The organism is Bacillus sp. F19 (assembly GCA_023823795.1).
In the GTDB taxonomy this organism is placed as follows: Bacteria; Bacillota; Bacilli; order Bacillales; family Bacillaceae; genus Bacillus_P.
Genome location: CP085710.1, coordinates 4904935 through 4927135, shown reverse-complemented (window position 1 = coordinate 4927135; position 22201 = coordinate 4904935). Strand labels below are relative to the sequence as shown.

The following is a 22201-nucleotide window of genomic DNA, read 5'->3' as shown; positions in this document are numbered from 1 at the left end:
ATTTTTTTCTGTATTCTTGCCAATAGAAAGGCAGTTTTTGTGAGGTGCTCCCGAATCAATCTGACCCAAAAACAAAGCTGAAGGCCTTTATGACAGCACAATTCTTCTTGAATTTTTCATTTAGTTCATCCCATATTTAGTATAAAATGAAAGAACATAGAAAACTTCGGCAGACGCTGAAGAGAGGGGTTTTCATAAAAATGAGTACATATAAAATATGGTTTAATCGCTGGTTCTCAGTTGCCTATCATTACATCGACATGATCCGGGCCAATGAAGACGGCATAAAGTTCGAAGTGTACGGTACGCACCCGGATCCTGACCACGTTATGCTTGCCAACTGCGATTATTCTGAAGTAGAGCCAAAGCTAGAAACAGAAGATGAGTACGTCCGGTATTGTCTGAATTTTTGTAAAAAATATGGAATTGAACTGTTTGTTCCAAGATATAAAATGCTGCCGATTGCCAAAGCCATAAAAGAGTTTGAAGCAATCGGCACAAAGGTATTAGTAAATAGAGACGCAAATCTATTAGAAACAATCGAAAATAAAGATGAATTTTATGATATATGCAAAGAAAAAGGTATCTTTGAAATTCCCTCTTTTTATACGGCAAGCACAGCTGAAGAATTTAAAGAAACATATGAAAAACTGAAAAACGAGGGCCTTGGCGTTTGCTATAAGCCGGTTGTAGGAGAAGGCGGCTATGGTTTTCGGATTATTGATAATGAGCTAGATCCTTTAAAAGAAGTAATGGCGCCGAGCTACCGCATTCCATTTCAAAGAGCGTACGATGGCCTGAGAGCTGTCCCGGAATTTCCTGAGTTGATGGTGATGGAGTTTTTAGAAGGCGAAGAATACAGCATTGACTGCCTGGCTTATAACGGGGAATTGCTTGCTGCGGTTCCGCGGAAAAAAGGCGGGGGCAGGATCCGGATTTTAGAGAATAACAAAGAGCTTATCAGACTTGCCGAGGATTTCACAAAGGAATTTAAGCTGGATTATATCTTTAACATTCAAGTGAAATTCAATCAGGGATTGCCAAAATTACTGGAAATCAACCCAAGAATGTCAGGCGGACTCTATTTCAGCTGTTTATCCGGAGTGAACTTCCCGTATCTTGCTGTCAGATTGCTTCTTGGGGAAAATGTGGAGAAGCAAGAAATGAAGCTTGATATTAAAGCGACTTTCCTAGAAAAAGAAATCATTTTGTAAGTATTTAATATGAAACTTTTTTTTATTTAAATCGTATGAAAGATTAACACCTTTGAAAAAGGTTTTTATTTTGAATTTTGTTATTTTGTTGGTAGTATTAAACTTGTGGTCACGGTATCGTGATGGTAGACCAAATGGTCCATTTGTTATATAAAAGTGACTTTGGTCTTGGTTTCAGACTTGCAAGTTTCCACATTACCCAAGAGGGAGAGTGAAGAAATGGCAATTACATTACAAAAGGGTCAAAAAATTGATCTGACAAAAGGCAATGCGGGCCTGAAGAATTTAATGGTAGGCCTTGGCTGGGACCCTGTACAGAAAAAAAGCGGCGGAATGCTTGGCGGTTTATTCGGCGGCGGAGGCGGAAGCAATGTGGATTGTGACGCATCTGTATTGATGCTGGATGAAAATGACCTTCTGCTTGACAAGAAAAGTGTGATTTATTTCGGCAACCTTACAAGCAAATGCGGTTCTGTCAAACATACAGGCGACAACTTAACAGGTGATGGCGATGGAGACGATGAGCAGGTTTTAATCGATCTCAGCAAAGTGCCACCCAACGTGCATAAGATTGTGTTTGTTGTAAACATTTATCAGGCTGTACAAAGAAAGCAGCATTTCGGAATGATTCAAAATGCGTTTATCCGTGTTGTGGATTCAGCAACTAGAACAGAACTTGTCCATTACAACCTGTCTGATGACTATTCCGGCTTAACATCTCTTATTCCGGGAGAAATTTACCGTCACGGCGGCGAGTGGAAATTCGCAGCAGTCGGATCAGGCACAAAAGATGCATCAATCACTGAAATTGCAAATCGTCACTCATAATTATTAAAATAAACTTATACATAAAAGGAGTCGAATCGAAATGGCAATCAGTTTATCTAAAGGTCAAAAAATCGATTTAACAAAATCAAATCCTGGTTTATCAAAAGTATTAGTAGGTCTTGGCTGGGACACAAACAAGTATGACGGCGGAAATGATTTTGACTTGGACACGTCTATTTTCCTATTAGATGCAAACGGCAAAGCTGCAAGCGAAGCAGATTTCATTTTCTACAACAACCTTATAGGCGGAAACGGTTCTGTTGAGCATACTGGCGACAACCGTACAGGAGAAGGCACAGGCGATGATGAAGTAATCAAAGTAAACCTTTCTCAAGTACCATCAACAATAGATAAAATTGCGTTCACAATCACGATCCATGATGCTGAATCACGCAGCCAAAACTTTGGACAAGTTTCAAATGCATATGTACGCATTTTAAACGAAGAGAGCAATCAAGAATTAATCCGCTACGATTTAGGAGAAGATTTCTCAATCGAAACAGCGGTTGTAGTTGGCGAGTTATACCGTCACGGCGCTGAATGGAAATTCAATGCAATCGGAAGCGGCTACCAGGGCGGCTTAGGTTCACTTGTTAAAGACTACGGTTTAGACATTTAATAACCGGACAGTAAAATCATGATGAGAGGTGCGTTGTTTTTATAAACAACGCGCCTTTTTAAAAAGGAAAAGTTTGAAGGCACCGCTCAAGCCCCTCGGTCAGAACGGCTCCGGCAGTAAAGGCATAAAGCGCCTTTTCTGCCGGATCCTTATCTGCCTGCCCGAGTCTGCCCAGGGCGGTTCCGCTTTTCGATTGTCCAGCTGCGGCGCCTAACTCCTCGGCCAGAACAAAATCCCCCAAAAAGTCAAACCCGGACTTTTCGGGTGATTTCTTATCTGTCTGTCGGAGCTAACCAGGCGCCTCCGCTTTTCTAATAAGCAATTTACCACCTAGTACATCACGCAGAGGGTCTGAATGGAGGAACAAGCTTGAAGCATTTTCAATATTTATCTCAAGAAAAGCGAAATGAAATCTTTTTATACGAACCAATTCATTTTTCAAAAGAAACAGAACGGGAAACATTGGCCTATACGTTAGGTGCGACTCTCTACATGCCTGGTAATCGGACAGCTATTTCAAGCGATGTACTATCTGGTAAATTTCTTAATGGAAAGCATGAAGGATTAACTTCAATGGTTATTTGTCTTGAGGATTCAATCGGTGATACGGAAGTAGAATCAGCGGAAGAAAATACAGTCAGGCAAATCGAAGTAATCTCAAACAGCATCTTAAAAGGCCAGTTTGATCAGAGAAATCTGCCGCTTATTTTTGTGCGGATCAGAAATGAAGACCAAATGAAACGCCTTGCCTCAAAGCTTAAGCATCATATCCAGCTTTTAAGCGGGTTTGTCTTCCCGAAATTCTCTTCTGAAAATGGAAGAGGCTATTATGCAGCCCTGCAGGAGATCGCCGCTCTTTATTCTGTCACTTTGTATGGGATGCCAATTTTAGAGACGAAGGAAATTATTTATAAAGAGTCGCGTATGGCAGAATTGCTCGTCATCAAAGAGATTCTTGATGATTACTATGAACTCGTTCTGAATGTCCGCCTCGGCGGAACGGATTTATCAGGATTATTCGGCATCAGAAGAAGCCGCGATACAACCATTTATGATATTTCCGTCATTCGTGACTGCATTACAGACATCATTAATGTGTTTGGAAGATGTGAAAAAGAATATGTCATTTCAGGACCCGTTTGGGAATATTTTGGCGGAGGCCAGCGGATTTTAAAGCCTCAAATCAGACAAACGCCTTTTCAGAAGGCATACGGCACCGAGGGTCTTGAGTTCAGAGCAAACCTGATCGACCGTTATGACGATGGATTAATCCATGAACTCGTCCTTGATAATACGAATGGCCTTGTAGGCAAGACCATTATTCATCCGCTGCATATTAAAATAGTAAACGCGCTGAATGCCGTGACAAAAGAAGAATATTTGGATGCATCGTCGATCCTTGATCAGGCGCAATCTTATAACGGCGTCATCAGAAGTGAGTTTTCAAATAAAATGAACGAAATCAAACCCCATTACAATTGGGCGCGGAAAATCATCTTGAAATCAAAAATATACGGGGTGTTCCATGAGCAGCAATCATTTATTGACCTTATCAGCGAAACAACAAACGAGCAATTATACATTTGATTTATTAGGAAAGCTTTCTGTTGAAATTGAACTGACAAGCAATCCTTATCTTCTTCCTTTGGAAAATCTGTTTTCAATGGCAGCACGGATTAATAAAAAACGCGGCTTCTTATTTGTGAGCAAAGTCCTCGGCAAACATATTCCAGTTGATCCTGCGCTTGCTCTTTTAACTGGACAAGCTCTTGCAGCAAGATATATGGAGGTTGTACACGGAGAAACACATCCTGAAAGAGACCAAATTCTTGCTGGTTTAAACGGGGAAGCGATTCAAAAGAGTGAGTACCGCCACACATTAAACGATCAGGCTCTATTTATAGGATTCGCTGAAACAGCAACTGCCCTTGGACATGCAGTCTTTGAAAACTTTGAAAATGCTTCTTTTTTTCATACAACAAGGGAAATGGTATCTGGAATGGATTCCATCATCAATTTTGAAGAAGAGCACTCACATGCGACCTCTCACCGCTGTTATGTGGACGAGAGTCTATTTGAAAATGACCGTCCGATCGTTTTAGTGGATGACGAAGTAACAACAGGTAAAACGGCTCTGAATATCATTGAATCTATCCAATCGAAGTATCCTCGCCGTGAATATACAGTCGTGTCTATTCTAGATTGGCGTTCAGAAGAGGACCAAAAAAGATTCAGAGAAACAGAAGAAAGACTTGGTGTTGCGATCCATACGGTTTCTTTAATAACAGGTCTTATTTCAACAACCGGGGATCCGGTAGCAGAGAACCAGGCTGAAAAAAGATCAGAACGAGCGTTTGAATCTGAGATAAATGAAATCTATATATCTAGTAATGATACGACTTCGTATTCTTCTGAACTTCTTTCTGCACCCTATTTAATACACACAGGCAGATTCGGTCTTTCAGATCAGGAGCAGCTTAGTGTCGATGATTATTGTCAAAGTGCAGCAGCCAAGCTCCTTGAATTCCGTAAAGGAAAGAAAACTCTATGCCTTGGTACAGGGGAATTTATGTATGTGCCTATGAAAACGGCATCCTTTATGGGAGAAGGGATCTTCTATCAATCAACGACCAGAAGTCCGATTCACCCGGTTGAAAGGGAAGATTACGCAGTGAAAAGCGGTTATCCTTTTACAAACCCGGAAGACGGAGAAACAGCTAATTTCTTTTATAATGCAGAACAAGGTCAATACGACGAAGTCTTTGTCTTTTTTGAACGTGCTGTTTTAAGTGACAATATGAGATCAATAATGAACCAGCTGAAAAGAGTTTTTCCAATCATCAATCTCGTCTTTTTCAGTACAAACAAAAAAGGAAGTGCAGCAGATGAATAAGGTGGAGCAGCAATTGCCAAAACCGGCAGCAATGGGAAGCTATTCGGAGCAGGACGTTATTTTCTTATTAAAGGACCTGAGTCAGGCCAGCCTTGAAAAATCAACCTTAGAAAGAGAGCAGGCTGTTCAAAGCGGAACCCATTACTCAGAAATGCTTCCGATTGAATACAAGCCGACAGATGAATATTTACAGCTTTTTCATCATTCCTTAGATATGTACAAACAAAAACTGGCGATTGCAGTAGGAGCCGTTGCAGAGCGCATCCTTAAAGAGAAGGGCCGCAGCATCGTTCTTGTATCACTTGCAAGAGCAGGTACGCCGATCGGCATTTTGATGAAGAGATATCTGCTAGAAACCTATAATCTTAACGTTCCTCATTATAGTGTTTCCATCGTCAGAGGCCGCGGCATTGATGAAAATGCGATGAGATATATTGCTCAGAATCATCCGAATGATCATGTGCAGTTTGTGGACGGCTGGACTGGGAAAGGCGCTATTACGAGAGAACTGACAGAGGCTGTCGCCGGCTTCAACAGGAAATACGAAATGAATATCAATGATTCACTTGCTGTCTTGGCAGATCCTGGCTATTGCACGGAGATTTACGGAACCAGAGAAGACTTCTTAATTCCAAGTGCCTGCTTAAATTCTACCGTTTCAGGATTGGTCAGCAGGACCGTATTAAATGACCAGTTCATTGGACCTGATGATTTTCACGGGGCTAAATATTATTCTGAACTGCTTCCTGAGGATGTTTCGAATCATTTTATTGACGTTGTCGTTTCAGAGTTTGCGCATGTTTCGGGTGAAATCGGCGAGCAAGTGTTAAAGCTTGAGGCAGAGGATAAAGAACCGACTTGGAAAGGCATCCGGGATATTAAACAAATTCAGGATGATTTCAGCATAGAAAATATTCATCATGTTAAACCTGGAGTCGGAGAAACAACTCGTGTACTTTTGCGCAGAATACCTTGGAAAATTCTTGTGAAAGATTTAAACAATAAGGATCTTGAACACATTTTCCTGCTTGCAAAAGAAAGAAACGTACCGGTAATCGAATATAAGAACATGTCATATTCATGCTGCGGGATTATTAAGCCCCTAAACTAGGAGGAACAATCTGTGATTTTTGCAAGTGATCTGGATCAAACACTCATTTATTCAAGAAGGTCCTTCCGGGAGCCGGTGAGCGAATCTGATATTCGCCTGATCGAAACGCTCGAAGGTCAGGAAATCTCATTTATGACGAAAAAAGCGATTTCCATGCTGAAGGAAATTGCGGAGCAAATGACATTTGTGCCCGTTACTACAAGAACACCCTCACAATACGAGCGCATCACTGTTTTCCAGGAAGAAATCATCCCAGGCTATGCTGTCACAAGCAATGGTGGACATGTGTTCAAGAACGGGAAGCTCGACTCGGAGTGGAAAGAACATTTAGAAAACCTGATGAAAAATGAGTGCACAAGTTTAGAAGAGGTTTCCCTCAAGTTTCAGGAGATTGCAGCAGATGATTGGGTGTTAAAACAAAAAAATGCTGAAAATCTCTTTCTATATAATATAATCGATCGCACTCTCATCCCTGAAGTGCGACTGCAGGAATTTATCCTGTGGCTCGATCGCCATGGCTGGAAGCACTCTCTGCAAGGAAGAAAGCTGTACTTTGTACCAAAGCCGATCAACAAATGGGATGCCGTTGCATATGTCAAAGAAGCAATTGGTGCAAAAACGGTCATTACTGCGGGGGATTCACTGCTAGATCTATGCATGCTAGAAGGTGCAGATCATGCCTTCTCACCGCTGCACGGAGAATTGGGCGAATCAAATACACGTTTAGTAGAAACGATTAAAAGAACGAACAAAAATGGGATTTTTGCCTCCGAAGAAATTTTGGAAAACATATTGGCGAAGGTAAGCCCGGCACCAGCTGAGTTGTAAAATAGAAATATTTACCTTGTGCTGGTACAATAATAAAATAGGTGTTCCAATGTCAAATGGCTGCAAGATTGATTTTCTTTAGATATTATTGGAGTGAACGTATTGGTTACATTAGAAAAGAACCATACAAATTTATTGGATAAGAATATTATGAGTTCCACTCAGGCCTGCCGGGAATGGGGAATAGACAATTCTACCCTGCGTAAACGGATTGAATTCCCTAAAGGCACCATTCGGAAATTCGGGAAAACATGGGTTGTAACGGGTGAAGGAATGCAGCACGTATTTGGCGAAAAGAGAACATGCAGATAGGCTCTTTTCTGGAACGGTAAATTTCTGCTCGAATGAAACGTAAAAATAAAAAATAGATAGCTGGAAGTGACTTTTGGGGGAGGGAAGAGAGATGATTCGAACATATCAGCCAGTAGCAGCGGCTAATCTTGAAACAGATTGGCAAGCGCTTCTTTTTCAGCCGTTACCTGAGCGCTCGGGATTTGTGAATACTCCCTCTGAAATGAAAATCCCTCAAATAGCCATTCGCATGCTGGGAACACCTTTAGTGGAAGATGAGTATTTTCAAATGCTCTTTGATCTTGTTCATAACGACGAACTGGACCTTCACTTTCTCAGTGAAAATCTAGACAAAACCATTCCGCAGGAAAAATTCCAGGCGATTCAGAACTTATTAATTCTGCATGGAAAAGAAAAACTGTCAGTGAACCGGTTTGTTGCTTTTATGGACCGTGACCAGCTGCTTCCAATGCTGAAAAATCCTGAATTGAACCGCCATTTGAGAGCTTGTGTCATCAAAGTGCTGACTCCCTTTTTCGAGGAGCGCAAGGATGAAACAGGAGATTTCAGAAGAGTCATTGTGGATCTTGTTAAATGGACGTGGAATCATTTATATAAAGAACTTGAAAAAACTGCCAGGCAAGAAGACGGAATACCAGCGTTTTTCTGGTATGGAAATGCGACGGCAAGCGAGCAATCCTTTCTTAAGTTCCTTATTCTTTTCGGCTGTGACGTCATTATTGCCCATCCGGAGGGAACAGATATACTGGCTGATGCAGATCCGGATGAAGCGAACAGCAAGATCATTCGCTATCCGGGGACTCACCAGCTGACAGCGTTTCCAAAAACAAGACCTGAGCGAACTTCTACTATTGCTTACAAAGCATCAAAAGAAATCGACCAGGTTCTTCATTCAGATGATTCCCTGCTTTATAAGCCTTGGCAATTCAGAAATTATTCTCCTAATGCCATTACGCTGAAAACAACATACGACGAACTTTTCATTCTTATAAAAGAAAGAGCATTTTTAAGGCCGAATTTTGAAGTCCGGAACAATACAGTGAATATACCGTCCATCTTTTCAAAAATTTTTGGGATGACAAAAAACCGGCGGGCTTACTGGAGCAAGATTCAGGACTTGACCGATTATGAATATGCAGAGGTTATTAAACAATTTCCTTTTACTTGGGAAGCCAAAGGAAACCCTCACTTTCATTATCAAAATGCCCTGGGTGAAAAGCAGGAGCTGCAGGCTGAAAAAATGATGAACAGCCATTGGTGGAGATACAGCAACCTTCCAACCGGCCTGCAAAAGGGAATTGCTGAAGCAATCTCGAGATATTGCGCACATCCTAAATTGAAAAAACTAGAGCAGGAAAGCTTATATGATCTGCAATTATATTTGTTTAATCAAGCAGTGAATATTCCAAACAGCATGATCAAGCTGCTGCAGAATTTCGATTACTCTCAATATGTGCCGCGGGTTGTGCTTTACAATAATGAGAATAACGGCTTTATGACACGTGCTGATGCAGCCATTCTGCTTTTAATGAATGAATTCGGGCTGGATATTGTGATTTATAATCCGCCGGGTCATAATGACATAGAAAACTTTGTAGATGAACGATATTTTGACAGTCATTGGCTGGATGAAATGAGCTTTGGAGAAGAGTTTCAGGAGCCTTCGCGGCTGAAAAAATTCATCCGCAAAATGTTCTGATTTTATTATCGAGGGAGGATACCAATATGTCTCAAGTACCAGGACTGGGTAAAGTGGATCAAATGGAAGAGGTTCTGCAGCAAGGGCCGAACAATATGAAAGTGCAGCTGCAAAAAGAGCCGGAAGTTCAAAAGCTTGCGCAAATGATTGACTACCGCAATCAAGTCGGCATGCTTGAATATGGAAAAGCACCGGCGGATGAAATTTCCGCTTTTTCAGGAAAAATATTAAATACGATGCAGTCAAGCAGTATGGAAGAGTCAAGCGCTCTCCTCAAACATCTTGGCAAAATCATGGACCGCTTTGATCCAAAGGATTTTGCAGAAGATAAAGGGTTTATGAAGAAAATCTTTAACCGCGGTCAGAAGATGGTAGAGAAAATCATGTCCAAGTACCAGACGATGGGCGGAGAAATTGATAAAGTGTACATGGAAATCGTCAAATATGAAGATGAAATGAAGCGTTCAACCAATACACTTGAACAGCTGTATGAACAAAACTTCCAATATTATATGGAGCTTGAAAAATATATCGTGGCCGGAGATATGAAAGCAGCTGAACTGAAGCAGCAGCTTCCGGCTTTAGAAACAAAAGCAGCATCAGGGGATCAGCTTGCACAAATGGAGCTTGATACAATGCGAAATGCGGTAGAAGTCCTTGAGCAAAGAGTTTATGACCTGGAGCTTGCCAAACAAGTGGCCTATCAGTCAGCGCCGCAAATACGGCTTCTGCAAAGAGGAAATACAAAGCTGATAGGAAAAATCAACTCTGCTTTCGTCACAACCATTCCAATCTTTAAAACAGGTCTTATCAACGCGATTGCTGCAAAAAGACAGAAGCTTGTGGCCGATTCTATGAACGAGCTTGAAAAACGCACAAATGAAATGCTTGTCCGTAACGCTCAAAATATATCAAAGCAAAGTGTTGATATTGCGAGACTTTCAGGAAGTCCAAGCATTAAAATGGAAACAATAGAAGAAACCTGGAGCATTATCCTAAAAGGAATGCAGGAAACAAAGGCCATTGAAGACGAGAACAAACAGCTTCGCGAACAAGGCCGCGTCCGCCTTCAGGAGCTTCAGAACAACTTTAAACAAATCAAAAACAGCCGCTGAAAACTCGGGAAATCTTCCGAGTTTTTCTATGAAGTTCTAAATTCTAATAGAAATGCTGAAAATTATTCTGATTTATTTCAAGGAAGAAGATTAAGGTAGCATAAAGTGTTAGAATTTGTTTATAATGAATGGTATGACTTGAATACATAGGATTCGGACGGTGCTATCAATCTCACTTCCGGATTTCTTATAGGGTGAGAAAAAACAGGCTGTCCAGCTGACAAAGCCGCTTGCGTTTTTTCACCTCCAATAGATGAACGACGAGAAAGGGAGTGCCTCACTTTGAGTATTTCACAATATTCCAAGGACCAGCTTAAAGAATTGTCAATGGTTGAAGTTGCATACGACCTGATGACAGAAAAAAAACAGCCATATCTTTTTAAAGATTTAGTAAAAGAGATCAGCCAAATTATCGGCTTGACTCAAAGCCAGGTTGAAGATAAAATTTCACAATTTTACACAGATTTAAATATCGACGGACGTTATATTTGTGTTGGAGAAAATACTTGGGGACTGCGCAGCTGGTACCCATATGAACAAATCGAAGAAGAGGTTGTGCCAGTCGCTAAGCCTAAGAAGAAAAAAGCGAAAAAAGCGGTTGCGGAAGACCTTGAGCTTGATGACTTCGATGAAGTGGATGAAGAAGAATTAGAATATGATGACATCGAAGAGTACGAAGACGATACTGACGATGACCTTGATGATGACGATGATCTGGATGACGATGCAGAAGAAATCGATGAAGTCATTGAAGAAGAAGAGTTCGATCTTGAAGAAGAAGAGTTAGATGAAGACCTGGACGAGGATCTTGAAGAAGATGAGGAAGAAGATTTATAATCATCTTGACTTTCAGGAACCAACTAGGTAGAATCTTATTTGGGCTCTTTAAAAGCAATACCTATGGATTCTATATACCATGCTCCCTTTCGTAAAGCGGAAAGGGAGCTTTCTTATTTTTACAAAGCGGGGATCATATCCTGCTGGCCATAAATAGGCAGCCGGAAGCGGGCATTTGTACTGCCGGGCAAGTTACTTCCGCTTTATTTATTTACAGGCGAGAGAAAGTTTGAGCATTCATGTCTAGCTCCAGCACCTAGCTCCTTGGTCAGAACTGCTCCGTCAGTAAAGGCAAAAAGCGCCTTTTCTGCCGGATCCTTATCTGCCTGTCGGAGCTGAACAATGCGCTTCCGCTTTTCTTTATAGCCCCCAATCAAAACTTATAAAGTAAAATCGTTCCCATTAGATTGGGAATGTTTTCTTTTGTGCACATTAATCTTATACATCACTTGAAGGGAGAAGAACATATGACAAAGTATATTTTTGTTACAGGAGGAGTTGTATCCTCATTAGGAAAAGGGATAACAGCTGCATCTCTTGGACGTTTGCTAAAAAATCGCGGATTAAAGGTGACAATCCAAAAGTTTGATCCATACATCAACGTGGACCCGGGAACGATGAGTCCTTATCAGCATGGAGAGGTCTTCGTAACGGACGATGGTGCTGAAACAGACTTGGACTTAGGACACTATGAGCGTTTCATTGACATAAATTTAAATAAATACAGCAACGTAACAACTGGTAAAATTTATTCTTCTGTATTAAAGAAAGAACGCCGCGGCGATTACCTTGGCGGAACAGTACAGGTTATTCCCCATATTACAAATGAGATTAAAGATCGTGTATTCCGTGCAGGAAAAGAAACAAATGCGGATGTTGTCATTACTGAAATCGGGGGAACGGTAGGGGATATCGAGTCACTTCCATTCCTTGAAGCAATCCGTCAAATGAAGAGTGACATTGGCCGTGACAATGTCATGTACATCCACTGTACACTTGTTCCTTACATCAAAGCTGCAGGCGAAATGAAAACAAAGCCGACTCAGCACAGTGTAAAAGAACTAAGAAGCTTGGGCATTCAGCCAAACGTAATCGTTCTTCGTACAGAAATGCCAATTTCACAGGACATGAAGGACAAAATTGCCTTATTCTGTGATATTGATACAAACGCAGTTATTGAATGCCGTGATGCAGATACTCTTTACTCCATTCCATTGGCACTTCAAGAACAGCATCTTGACCAAATCACTTGCGATCACTTAAAACTTGATTCACGCGAACCTGAAATGTCTGAGTGGATCGAGCTAGTTCAAAAAGTAACGAACCTTTCTAAAACAGTTCGCATCGCAATCGTCGGTAAATACGTAGAGCTTCAGGATGCCTACATTTCCGTTGTTGAAGCATTGCGTCATGCAGGCTATGCATTTGATGCAGACATCAGCATCAAATGGATCAACGCTGAAGAAGTAACTGCAATGAACACGGAAGAACTGCTTTCAGACGTGGATGGAATCCTTGTTCCAGGCGGATTCGGTGATCGCGGCGTAGAAGGCAAAATCCTTGCAACTCAATATGCTCGTGAGAACAAAGTTCCATTCTTCGGAATCTGTCTTGGCATGCAAGTAGCTTCAATTGAATATGCACGCAACGTTCTTGGACTGCAGGGTGCACATTCATCTGAGCTTGATCTGGCAACACCATACCCGATTATCGACTTGCTTCCAGAGCAAAAAGATATCGAGGACCTTGGCGGCACACTTCGTCTTGGACTTTACCCGGCTAAGCTTGATCCATCATCACGTGCATTTGAGGCATATCAGGATGAAGTTATCTATGAGCGTCACCGTCATCGCTATGAGTTCAACAATGAATACCGTCAAGCAATGGAAGACGCAGGATTCATCTTCTCAGGTACAAGCCCTGACGGCAGGCTAGTTGAAATTATCGAATTAAAAGATCATCCTTGGTTTGTGGCTTCCCAGTTCCACCCGGAATTTACATCAAGACCAACAAGACCGCAGCCATTATTCCGTGAATTCGTGAATGCATCATTGATGGCTTCTGAAAAATAATCATAAAAAAAACCCTGACAGCTGAGCTGTCAGGGTTTTTTGTTATATCGGAATTGTTTCATGTGAAAAGTGGTCTTTGAATCAGAATGTATCGGCTGAAAAAAGCTATATGATTGAAAGAAAAATCAGCTTGGCCGAAAAAAATCCGAAAATGGCCGAATGAATGGGAACACCGGCTGTAAAAAATGATAAATCGGCTGATAAAATCTTTATTTCGGCGGTATGATAAGATTCAGCCTGGTCAAGATCTGCCTGTTTCAGAAATTTCGTATTTTCTATAAACGTCCGCGCTGCTTGAAGCAGTATGGGTATCCAATTAAAGAGTGATCTTTTCTAGTAAAAGACCATTTATTCTTATTATCCGCTGAAAAAAATGCATTCGCAATACGCTTTGATGGATTCCATACCCCAATTGTGATTTTGGCTAATAAAGGGCAATTTCAGCTCGGAAATAAGAAAAAATGCACATTATTAAATGTATCGGATAAATCAAAAAAATCGCCGGCTAAATAAAACTCAAAATCGGCTAATAAAAATAGAAAACTGGCTATAAATTATGACTTTTTCGCTAATAAAAGGGCGAATTTCGCTAAAAACTGCTTCTGCCTGTTTGGAAGATGCAGCAGATTTCGTTTTTCTGCGCAGCCCAGCTTCACTTATCTATTCATACTCGCTAAGTATTTCTTTCAGTGTAAAACTCAGCGCATAATAGGCAAATAGCGAAGTCATTAAAGCAGGATAGCCATAGCGGCTGCCATCTTCATCGGGAATCAGACCCTTTTTCAGCTTTGAATCAATATGAACATCCACAAGCTCATCAAGACTTGCTTCTTCATCCTTCATAAAGCATGATACGCCGACTGTGCCAGCGCCGATTTCACGCAGCTTCAGAGCAAGCTCTATCGCCTTCAGGTCATTCGACCGATAGGTAAACAGCAGCACGCGGTCTGCATCTGTCAGCTTATTCATTGTACCGTCCTCAAGGAATAAAGGTTTTGCACCGGGCAGAGGCTCAGCGCTTAACACAGCTTCACCAATAATGCCGCCAAGCTCATCAAATCCATGTATATAAATTGTGCCGCTTCCGACTGCAGCCTGTGCGAGCAGTCTTGCGCCGTCTTCTATTGCAGCCTCTTCCTGCTCATGGATCCGGCTGAAGTGGCCATTTAATTGTGTCATGAAAATTTTCATCATAAAAAAATACACTCCTTTACATCCATTATTATAACGAATAATAAATAGAACTCCTAACAGGGCATTTCAGAATTTGTCGATAAAGTTCTTCTTATTTAAGCAGGAATAAGAATACGCAGAACCGAATAAATATCGTATGTTTCAGCGGACTGTCTTATATTAGAGAGGAAGCTCTCCGCAGGTTTAAGTAAACATAGCTGTTTCGCATAGATTGTTGTTTCGCAGTAAAACCACGTATATAAAATGGTTTTCGTGCTCTTTGCCAGTAAAGCATTAGAGTCTTGAAAGTGCTGCTTGAGCACCTTAAATATCATTTAAAAGCAACAATGTTTCAGAAAAGAGCTTAAATAAAAACGATCGGCAGTTTTTGCTAAATATCATAATATGAAGAGGTGCAGGGACATGAATGAAAAAATATTAATTGTGGACGATCAGTACGGAATCCGAATTTTGCTGAATGAGGTTTTTCAAAAAGCGGGATATCAGACATTTCAGGCGGCAAATGGCTTTCAGGCTTTGGAAATTGTAGACAAGCATTCACCTGATTTAGTGCTTTTAGATATGAAAATTCCTGGAATGGATGGAATTGAAATCCTAAAACGCATGAGGGTGGTTGAGCCCGACATCCGCGTTATCATTATGACTGCGTACGGAGAGCTCGATATGATTCAGGAAGCGAAAGACCTTGGCGCGCTTACGCATTTCGCAAAACCGTTTGATATAGATGAGATTCGTGATGCTGTGAGAAAGTACCTTCCAATCAGATCGAATTAAATATTAAACGAAAAATTCAGATTTATGTCGAAAAGTTGCCGTTTTTCTTATAAGTTGGTATGCTAGTTAATGAGAAAAGCCCGTATATCATTTCATCAGATTACATACATTGCAATCGTTCTGGTCATGCTAGATGTTACGTAAGCTTTTCGGTTTAGCAAATTAGCTGCATAGGGAGGATATTTCGACATGCCTTTAGTATCAATGACAGAAATGTTGAATAAAGCAAAAAGCGAAGGTTACGCTGTAGGTCAATTTAACCTGAACAACCTTGAGTTCACTCAAGCAATTCTTCAAGCTGCTGAAGAAGAAAAATCACCTGTAATCCTTGGTGTATCTGAGGGCGCTGCACGTTACATGAGCGGCTTCAAAACAGTTGTTAAAATGGTAGAAGGACTTATGGAAGACTTGAAAGTGACTGTTCCAGTTGCGATTCACCTTGACCATGGTTCAAGCTTTGAAAAATGTAAAGAAGCAATCGATGCTGGATTCACTTCAGTTATGATTGATGCTTCTCACCACCCATTTGAAGAAAACATCGAAACAACTGCTAAAGTTGTGGACTATGCTCATTCAAAAGGCGTTTCTGTTGAAGCTGAGCTTGGAACTGTCGGCGGACAAGAGGACGACGTAATTGCTGAAGGCGTTATTTACGCTGATCCTAAAGAGTGCGACGAAATGGTAAAACGCACAGGCATAGACTGCCTTGCTCCTGCACTAGGATCTGTACACGGCCCTTACAAAGGCGAGCCTAACTTAGGCTTCAAAGAGATGGAAGAAATCGGTAACCTTACAGGTATGCCTTTAGTTCTTCATGGCGGAACTGGTATCCCAACACACGATATCAAAAAAGCGATCTCTTTCGGTACAGCTAAAATCAACGTTAACACTGAAAATCAAATCGCTTCTGCTAAAGCAGTTCGCGAAACATTAGCAGCTAAGCCTAACGAATACGATCCACGTAAATACTTAGGACCAGCACGCGATGCAATTAAAGCTACAGTTGCAGGCAAAATGAAGGAATTCGGTTCTGCTGGCAGAGCTTAATTTTTCAAAAAAAGATAAAACCGCCTTTGATACACATCAGAAACGACAAGGCGGTTTCTCTTCCAATAAGAAGTAAGCGTAAACAATATCAATTTTTCTGATATCTTAGGAGGATGGAAGAATGTTATTTTTCATTGATACGGCAAATGTCGAAGAAATTAAAGAAGCTCAGTCTCTCGGAGTTTTATCAGGTGTTACAACGAATCCGAGTTTAGTAGCAAAAGAAAATGTATCCTTTCATGATCGCCTAAGAGAGATCACAGAAATCGTCTCAGGTTCAGTCAGTGCAGAAGTTATTTCCTTAAAGGCAGAGGAAATGATTGAAGAGGGCAAGCAGCTTGCTAAGATTGCACCGAACATCACAGTGAAAGTTCCAATGACGCCAGACGGCTTGAAGGCTGTCAAAGCATTAACGGACCTTGGCATTAAAACGAATGTTACGCTGATTTTCAATGCAAATCAGGCATTGCTTGCAGCAAGAGCCGGTGCTACATATGTATCACCATTTGTCGGCAGATTGGATGACATTGGACAAAATGGCATGGAGCTGATTTCTACAATCGCGCAAATGTTTGATATTCACGGAATCGAATCTCAAATCATAGCAGCATCCATCAGACATCCAATGCACGTGACAGAAGCAGCTCTGCACGGTGCACATATTGCCACAATTCCATTCAACGTTATTAATCAGCTTTGCAAGCATCCTTTAACAGATCAAGGAATCGAAAAGTTTTTAGCAGACTGGAATAATCGTAAACAATAGATTGCAATGACTATAGATTAAATGAATGGCAAGCATCGTGCTTGCCATTTGTCTCTTAAATTAAGAACCTTCCATTCGCTTATTATTTGCCCCTGCCAAATGACCTCTTCATTAAATTAAATGGTATCTAAAAAAATTTCATATGTCATAATGAATAAAAGAAAAAAAACTTGAACTTGTATTCTTTGCCGCATTAATGGAAAATATTTGTTGAAAAGAGATCTTTTCCAGAGTCTCTTTCATTTTTAATCGTGCAGGTTAAGGTTTTTAGACTTAAGAACCACCATTTTAATCTCATAACACGATGGCTTTTAGCTTGAGCAAAAAGCCAACTTCTCTGAGAAAGGAGACTATCATGGAAAAGTTAAAAATAGCAGGCGGATATCCTTTAAAAGGAACGGTTAATATAAGCGGTGCCAAAAACAGTGCGGTTGCGTTAATACCCGCTACCATCCTCGCGCAATCACCCGTGACGATTGAAGGTTTACCCGATATTTCGGATGTACATATTTTGAAAGGGCTTCTCGAAGAGATAGGAGGGACAGCTGAATTTAAGGATAACGAAATGTATGTGAATCCGGCAGAGATGATCTCCATGCCTCTTCCAAGCGGGAAGGTCAAAAAGCTGCGCGCTTCCTATTATTTAATGGGTGCAATGCTTGGACGTTTTAAAAAGGCAGTTATCGGTTTGCCTGGAGGATGCCATCTTGGCCCTCGTCCTATTGATCAGCATATTAAAGGTTTCGAAGCTTTAGGGGCACAGGTAACAAATGAACAAGGTGCCATCTATTTGCGCGCTGAGGAATTAAAAGGTGCACGAATCTATTTGGACGTTGTAAGTGTAGGTGCAACTATTAATATTATGCTTGCTGCTGTGCTTGCAAAAGGACAGACGATTATTGAGAATGCGGCGAAAGAGCCGGAGATTATTGATGTTGCTACGCTTTTATCCAGCATGGGTGCAAGAATAAAAGGCGCAGGTACAGATGTCATCCGCATTGATGGTGTTGAAAGTCTTCATGGCTGCAGACACTCGATTATTCCGGACAGAATTGAAGCTGGGACGTATATGATTATCGGGGCAGCAATGGGTCATGAAGTGCTGATTGATAATGTGATTCCGCTTCACCTTGAATCTCTCATTGCAAAATTCAGAGAGATGGGCATCCACGTTGAAACAAATAATGATCAGATCTGGATTGTCGGCGGTCAGAAGGAACTAAAAGCGGTAGATATTAAAACACTTGTTTATCCAGGCTTTCCGACAGATCTGCAGCAGCCTTTTACATCCTTGTTAACGAAGTCTACTGGGACAAGCGTTGTAACGGATACAATCTATTCTGCGCGCTTTAAGCATATTGATGAATTGCGCCGGATGGGAGCAAAGATTAAGGTGGAAGGCAGATCAGCGATTGTGTCAGGGCCAACAAAGCTTCAAGGCGCCAAAGTAAAGGCGAGCGATCTTCGCGCAGGGGCCGCATTGGTGGCAGCGGGTTTGATTGCAGAAGGAGTGACAGAGGTTACGGGTCTCGAGCACATTGACCGCGGCTACAGCCAGCTTGAAGAAAAGCTGACAAGCCTCGGGGCAACAATTTGGCGTGAAAAGCTGACAGAGCAGGAAATTGAGCAGCTGCAAAGCTCATAAATAAAAAGCTGTTTTCACAGAGATAGTTGCTTTCCGTATTTGATTTTCTCGTATATATCGTGCTCTTTTTTCGATATAAGTGACAATAATTATGAAAAGAGCTTAAATAAATAAAAATCACAACATGGGATACATGAGGAGGAAACGAACAATGGAAAGAAGTTTATCGATGGAACTAGTTCGCGTAACGGAGGCAGCAGCACTTGCTTCTGCACGCTGGATGGGTAGAGGCAAAAAAGATGAAGCTGATGATGCAGCAACATCCGCAATGAGAGACGTATTTGATACTATTCCGATGAAAGGCACAGTCGTAATCGGAGAAGGCGAGATGGACGAAGCGCCAATGCTCTACATCGGCGAAAAGCTTGGGACAGGCTATGGACCGCGTGTAGACGTTGCTGTTGATCCGCTTGAGGGTACAAATATCGTTGCATCAGGAGGCTGGAACGCACTTGCAGTCATTGCGATTGCAGATCACGGAAATCTTCTGAATGCACCGGATATGTACATGGATAAAATTGCGGTTGGACCTGAAGCAGTTGGCTGCATTGATATTAATGCTCCAATCATCGATAACTTAAAGGCTGTTGCAAAAGCGAAGAACAAAAACATTGAAGATGTCGTTGCAACGATCTTAAACCGTGAAAGACACGAGCATATCATTAAAGAGCTTCGCGAGGCGGGCGCCCGAATTAAGTTGATCAATGATGGAGACGTTGCTGGTGCGATTAATACAGCATTTGATCATACGGGTGTAGATATCCTGTTTGGATCAGGCGGCGCGCCTGAGGGCGTTCTGGCAGCAGTTGCGCTAAAATGTCTTGGGGGAGAAATCCAAGGCAAACTGCTTCCGCAAAATGATGAAGAACGCGAAAGATGCGAAAAGATGGGCCTAGACGTTAGCAGGGTACTCCGCATGGAAGACCTGGTTAAAGGCGAAGACGCCATTTTTGCAGCAACAGGCGTAACAGACGGGGAACTCCTTAAAGGGGTTCAGTTCAAAGCTTCTATCGGAACAACTCAAACACTTGTTATGCGTGCAAAATCAGGAACCGTTCGTTTCATTGACGGCACACACAGCTTAAGCAAAAAACCGAATCTAGTAATGAAATAAAACCACAATAATGAAAAAAGCAGAGCGGCTCCGGCTGCTCGCTTCTTTTTTGTAGAATCATCTAAGGTCTGTTCTGCTTTTCTGGCTTTATTTCAAAATCATTTCAATATCTGAAATATATTGATTAAATTCAGCAAATAAGGTAAAACTAAAGAGTGCTGCGAAAATGAAAGATTATCTTTCACACTGCTTTTCCTACTTCAAGCCTATCTTCTATTTCTTCTCTATATCTGATCCATTTTCTAATTTTTTCACGAATATAGATGGAAGAACAATGTTTTTTATAATTTATAAAGTGTGGTGTTGACATGAGCGAGGTTTCAATTTCCAATCTCGAACATATGAAATTAAAAGAGTTATATGAACTTGCGCGTCATTATAAAATTTCATATTACAGTAAACTGACAAAAAAAGAATTGATCTTTGCCATTTTAAAAGCAAACGCTGAGCAAGAGGACTTATTGTTCATGGAAGGCGTTCTTGAAATTATTCAATCAGAGGGATTTGGGTTCTTAAGACCTATCAATTATTCCCCGAGTTCTGAAGATATCTATATTTCAGCTTCGCAAATCCGCCGTTTTGATTTAAGAAATGGGGACAAGGTTTCCGGTAAAGTGCGTCCGCCGAAGGAAAACGAACGCTATTACGGATTGCTTCACGTAGAGGCAGTAAATGGGGACGACCCTGAATCTGCAAAAGAGCGTGTTCATTTCCCGGCTTTGACACCGCTGTATCCGAACAGACAAATTATTCTTGAAACAAAACCAAATGACCTTTCGACACGCATCATGGACGTGATTGCTCCCGTTGGATTTGGACAGCGCGGACTAATCGTTGCGCCTCCTAAAGCTGGTAAAACGATGTTATTAAAAGAAATCGCTAACAGTGTGACAACGAATCATCCTGAAGCTGAACTGATCGTTCTTCTGATCGATGAGCGTCCTGAGGAAGTAACGGATATAGAACGTTCTGTAGCAGGCGATGTCGTAAGCTCAACATTTGATGAAGTTCCTGAGAACCATATCAAAGTCGCAGAGCTTGTACTTGAACGTGCAATGCGCCTTGTCGAGCATAAGAAAGATGTAATCATCCTGATGGACAGCATCACCCGTCTTGCGCGTGCTTATAACCTTGTTATTCCGCCAAGCGGACGTACCCTGTCAGGCGGTATCGATCCTGCTGCGTTTCACCGTCCGAAGCGATTTTTCGGAGCGGCAAGAAACATTGAAGAAGGCGGCAGCCTGACAATTCTTGCAACAGCTCTAGTAGATACAGGTTCACGCATGGATGATGTGATCTATGAGGAGTTTAAAGGAACGGGCAACATGGAACTTCACCTTGATCGTTCTCTTGCTGAAAAACGCATCTTCCCGGCAATCGATATCCGCCGTTCTGGAACGCGTAAAGAAGAATTGCTTATTCCTAGAGAACATCTTGAAAAGCTATGGGCGATCCGCAAATCAATGTCAGATTCACCTGACTTTGCTGAAAAATTCCTTAAAAAATTGCGTAATTCAAAATCCAATGAAGAATTCTTCAGCATTTTAGATGCTGAATGGAAAGCGGCAGGTGTCTCGGGAAAACGATTGTAAATTTTATTCCGAACTAGTTGCAAATAAATTGGAAGCTTGTTATAATTTTTTTATGTGCTTTTCCGGAAGTCAATCTTCTGGAATTGATAACTCTGTTTCGACAAACGATTCAGGGCGGAAGGAGATGAAACGGAATGAAAGCAGCTATACATCCTAACTACAAAAAAGTTATGGTTAAATGTGCTTGTGGAAATGAATTTGAAACTGGTTCTGTAAAAGACGAGGTGCGCATCGAGGTTTGCTCTGAGTGCCATCCATTCTACACAGGACGTCAAAAATTCGCTTCTGCTGACGGTCGTGTTGATCGCTTCAACAAAAAATACGGTCTTAAATAATCATAGATTAAAGGAAACAGGCAAGATTTCTGTCTTGCCTGTTTTTTTACGCCATTTCCCGCGAATTTTTGGGAAAAACAGCCATAATAAGAGTGGAATAAGCACTTTTACATATGGATTCATACGATCCTAATAAACCGCTGCGGTTTATTTTACGATAGAAATGTGACGTCATAAAGGGCGCTCAACCATAGAAACAGGTTTAA

20 protein-coding genes and 1 pseudogene are annotated in these 22201 nt (G+C 41.4%); 19 read left to right on the top strand and 2 right to left on the bottom strand.

The window, feature by feature from the left end:
• The first annotated feature begins 200 nt into the window (after positions 1–200).
• The 3 genes from LIT25_25290 (at position 201) to LIT25_25280 (ending at position 2661) form a co-directional block, all read left to right on the top strand.
• Entirely contained in the window at positions 201–1214 is a 1014-nt protein-coding gene (locus LIT25_25290) for an ATP-grasp domain-containing protein (GenBank protein ID USK33772.1), read from the top strand.
• 219 nt (positions 1215–1433) lie between these two features.
• Positions 1434–2042, top strand: coding sequence for a TerD family protein (locus LIT25_25285; GenBank protein USK33771.1), 609 nt, complete (start codon positions 1434–1436; stop codon positions 2040–2042).
• Positions 2043–2082: 40 nt separating this feature from the next.
• Complete coding sequence (locus tag LIT25_25280; GenBank protein USK33770.1) at positions 2083–2661, top strand: TerD family protein; 579 nt, start codon at positions 2083–2085, stop codon at positions 2659–2661.
• A gap of 58 nt (positions 2662–2719) precedes the next feature.
• Here the strand turns inward: LIT25_25280 and LIT25_25275 are convergent, their stop codons facing one another.
• A complete protein-coding gene (locus tag LIT25_25275; protein USK33769.1) occupies positions 2720–2902 on the bottom strand; it encodes a hypothetical protein in 183 nt (60 codons plus the stop codon).
• 128 nt (positions 2903–3030) lie between these two features.
• Between LIT25_25275 and LIT25_25270 the strand changes: the two genes are divergently transcribed.
• The 9 genes and pseudogenes from LIT25_25270 (at position 3031) to LIT25_25230 (ending at position 13528) form a co-directional block, all read left to right on the top strand.
• Positions 3031–4248: an HpcH/HpaI aldolase/citrate lyase family protein gene (locus LIT25_25270; protein USK33768.1), complete on the top strand. Its 1218-nt coding sequence runs from the start codon at positions 3031–3033 to the stop codon at positions 4246–4248.
• Positions 4187–5554, top strand: a complete 1368-nt coding sequence (locus tag LIT25_25265) for a phosphoribosyltransferase family protein (GenBank protein USK33767.1) — start codon at positions 4187–4189, stop codon at positions 5552–5554. The genes LIT25_25270 and LIT25_25265 overlap by 62 nt, the downstream gene beginning before the upstream one ends.
• A complete protein-coding gene (locus LIT25_25260; GenBank protein ID USK33766.1) occupies positions 5547–6665 on the top strand; it encodes a cysteine protease StiP family protein in 1119 nt (372 codons plus the stop codon). Before LIT25_25265 ends, LIT25_25260 begins: the two co-directional genes overlap by 8 nt.
• Positions 6666–6677: 12 nt before the next feature.
• Positions 6678–7493: a haloacid dehalogenase gene (locus LIT25_25255; GenBank protein ID USK33765.1), complete on the top strand. Its 816-nt coding sequence runs from the start codon at positions 6678–6680 to the stop codon at positions 7491–7493.
• Between the two features lie 129 nt (positions 7494–7622).
• Positions 7623–7805, top strand: a pseudogene (locus LIT25_25250) (hypothetical protein).
• Between the two features lie 91 nt (positions 7806–7896).
• On the top strand, positions 7897–9504 hold the full coding sequence (locus LIT25_25245; GenBank protein ID USK33764.1) for a YceG family protein: 1608 nt from the start codon (positions 7897–7899) through the stop codon (positions 9502–9504).
• 26 nt (positions 9505–9530) lie between these two features.
• Positions 9531–10619, top strand: coding sequence for a toxic anion resistance protein (locus LIT25_25240; protein USK33763.1), 1089 nt, complete (start codon positions 9531–9533; stop codon positions 10617–10619).
• Between the two features lie 282 nt (positions 10620–10901).
• The gene (rpoE, locus tag LIT25_25235; protein USK33762.1) at positions 10902–11456 is read left to right on the top strand and encodes a DNA-directed RNA polymerase subunit delta; all 555 of its coding nucleotides are present in this window, start codon (positions 10902–10904) and stop codon (positions 11454–11456) included.
• Between the two features lie 467 nt (positions 11457–11923).
• Positions 11924–13528 (top strand): CTP synthase, encoded by a 1605-nt coding sequence (locus tag LIT25_25230; protein USK33761.1) that lies wholly within the window; start codon positions 11924–11926, stop codon positions 13526–13528.
• Positions 13529–14188: 660 nt separating this feature from the next.
• Here the strand turns inward: LIT25_25230 and LIT25_25225 are convergent.
• Complete coding sequence (locus LIT25_25225; GenBank protein ID USK33760.1) at positions 14189–14722, bottom strand: DUF2529 domain-containing protein; 534 nt, start codon at positions 14720–14722, stop codon at positions 14189–14191.
• Between the two features lie 402 nt (positions 14723–15124).
• On the opposite strand from LIT25_25225, the gene LIT25_25220 reads away from it, so the two are divergent.
• The 7 genes from LIT25_25220 (at position 15125) to rpmE (ending at position 21995) form a co-directional block, all read left to right on the top strand.
• Complete coding sequence (locus LIT25_25220; protein ID USK33759.1) at positions 15125–15496, top strand: response regulator; 372 nt, start codon at positions 15125–15127, stop codon at positions 15494–15496.
• Positions 15497–15685: 189 nt separating this feature from the next.
• Complete coding sequence (locus tag LIT25_25215; GenBank protein USK33758.1) at positions 15686–16543, top strand: fructose-bisphosphate aldolase; 858 nt, start codon at positions 15686–15688, stop codon at positions 16541–16543.
• 121 nt (positions 16544–16664) lie between these two features.
• Positions 16665–17309 (top strand): fructose-6-phosphate aldolase, encoded by a 645-nt coding sequence (gene fsa, locus LIT25_25210; GenBank protein USK33757.1) that lies wholly within the window; start codon positions 16665–16667, stop codon positions 17307–17309.
• Between the two features lie 355 nt (positions 17310–17664).
• Positions 17665–18954 carry a UDP-N-acetylglucosamine 1-carboxyvinyltransferase gene (locus LIT25_25205; protein USK33756.1) on the top strand — a complete coding sequence of 430 codons (1290 nt, stop codon included), beginning with the start codon at positions 17665–17667 and terminating at the stop codon, positions 18952–18954.
• A 151-nt stretch (positions 18955–19105) separates the two neighbouring features.
• Positions 19106–20068 (top strand): class II fructose-bisphosphatase, encoded by a 963-nt coding sequence (gene glpX / locus LIT25_25200; GenBank protein USK33755.1) that lies wholly within the window; start codon positions 19106–19108, stop codon positions 20066–20068.
• Between the two features lie 308 nt (positions 20069–20376).
• The gene (gene rho, locus LIT25_25195) at positions 20377–21660 is read left to right on the top strand and encodes a transcription termination factor Rho (GenBank protein ID USK33754.1); all 1284 of its coding nucleotides are present in this window, start codon (positions 20377–20379) and stop codon (positions 21658–21660) included.
• A 134-nt stretch (positions 21661–21794) separates the two neighbouring features.
• Complete coding sequence (gene rpmE, locus LIT25_25190; protein USK33753.1) at positions 21795–21995, top strand: 50S ribosomal protein L31; 201 nt, start codon at positions 21795–21797, stop codon at positions 21993–21995.
• Positions 21996–22201 lie beyond the last annotated feature (206 nt).

What these genes read in the sequence shown, in the direction of transcription:
- LIT25_25290 (USK33772.1), top strand. Translation starts at nt 201, where the DNA reads ATGAGTACATATAAAATATGGTTTAATCGCTGGTTCTCAGTTGCCTAT.
- LIT25_25285 (USK33771.1), top strand. Translation starts at nt 1,434, where the DNA reads ATGGCAATTACATTACAAAAGGGTCAAAAAATTGATCTGACAAAAGGC.
- LIT25_25280 (USK33770.1), top strand. Translation starts at nt 2,083, where the DNA reads ATGGCAATCAGTTTATCTAAAGGTCAAAAAATCGATTTAACAAAATCA.
- LIT25_25265 (USK33767.1), top strand. Translation starts at nt 4,187, where the DNA reads ATGAGCAGCAATCATTTATTGACCTTATCAGCGAAACAACAAACGAGC.
- LIT25_25260 (USK33766.1), top strand. Translation starts at nt 5,547, where the DNA reads ATGAATAAGGTGGAGCAGCAATTGCCAAAACCGGCAGCAATGGGAAGC.
- LIT25_25245 (USK33764.1), top strand. Translation starts at nt 7,897, where the DNA reads ATGATTCGAACATATCAGCCAGTAGCAGCGGCTAATCTTGAAACAGAT.
- LIT25_25240 (USK33763.1), top strand. Translation starts at nt 9,531, where the DNA reads ATGTCTCAAGTACCAGGACTGGGTAAAGTGGATCAAATGGAAGAGGTT.
- LIT25_25230 (USK33761.1), top strand. Translation starts at nt 11,924, where the DNA reads ATGACAAAGTATATTTTTGTTACAGGAGGAGTTGTATCCTCATTAGGA.
- LIT25_25225 (USK33760.1), bottom strand. Translation starts at nt 14,722, where the DNA reads ATGATGAAAATTTTCATGACACAATTAAATGGCCACTTCAGCCGGATC.
- LIT25_25220 (USK33759.1), top strand. Translation starts at nt 15,125, where the DNA reads ATGAATGAAAAAATATTAATTGTGGACGATCAGTACGGAATCCGAATT.
- LIT25_25215 (USK33758.1), top strand. Translation starts at nt 15,686, where the DNA reads ATGCCTTTAGTATCAATGACAGAAATGTTGAATAAAGCAAAAAGCGAA.
- fsa (USK33757.1), top strand. Translation starts at nt 16,665, where the DNA reads ATGTTATTTTTCATTGATACGGCAAATGTCGAAGAAATTAAAGAAGCT.
- LIT25_25205 (USK33756.1), top strand. Translation starts at nt 17,665, where the DNA reads ATGGAAAAGTTAAAAATAGCAGGCGGATATCCTTTAAAAGGAACGGTT.
- glpX (USK33755.1), top strand. Translation starts at nt 19,106, where the DNA reads ATGGAAAGAAGTTTATCGATGGAACTAGTTCGCGTAACGGAGGCAGCA.
- rho (USK33754.1), top strand. Translation starts at nt 20,377, where the DNA reads ATGAGCGAGGTTTCAATTTCCAATCTCGAACATATGAAATTAAAAGAG.
- rpmE (USK33753.1), top strand. Translation starts at nt 21,795, where the DNA reads ATGAAAGCAGCTATACATCCTAACTACAAAAAAGTTATGGTTAAATGT.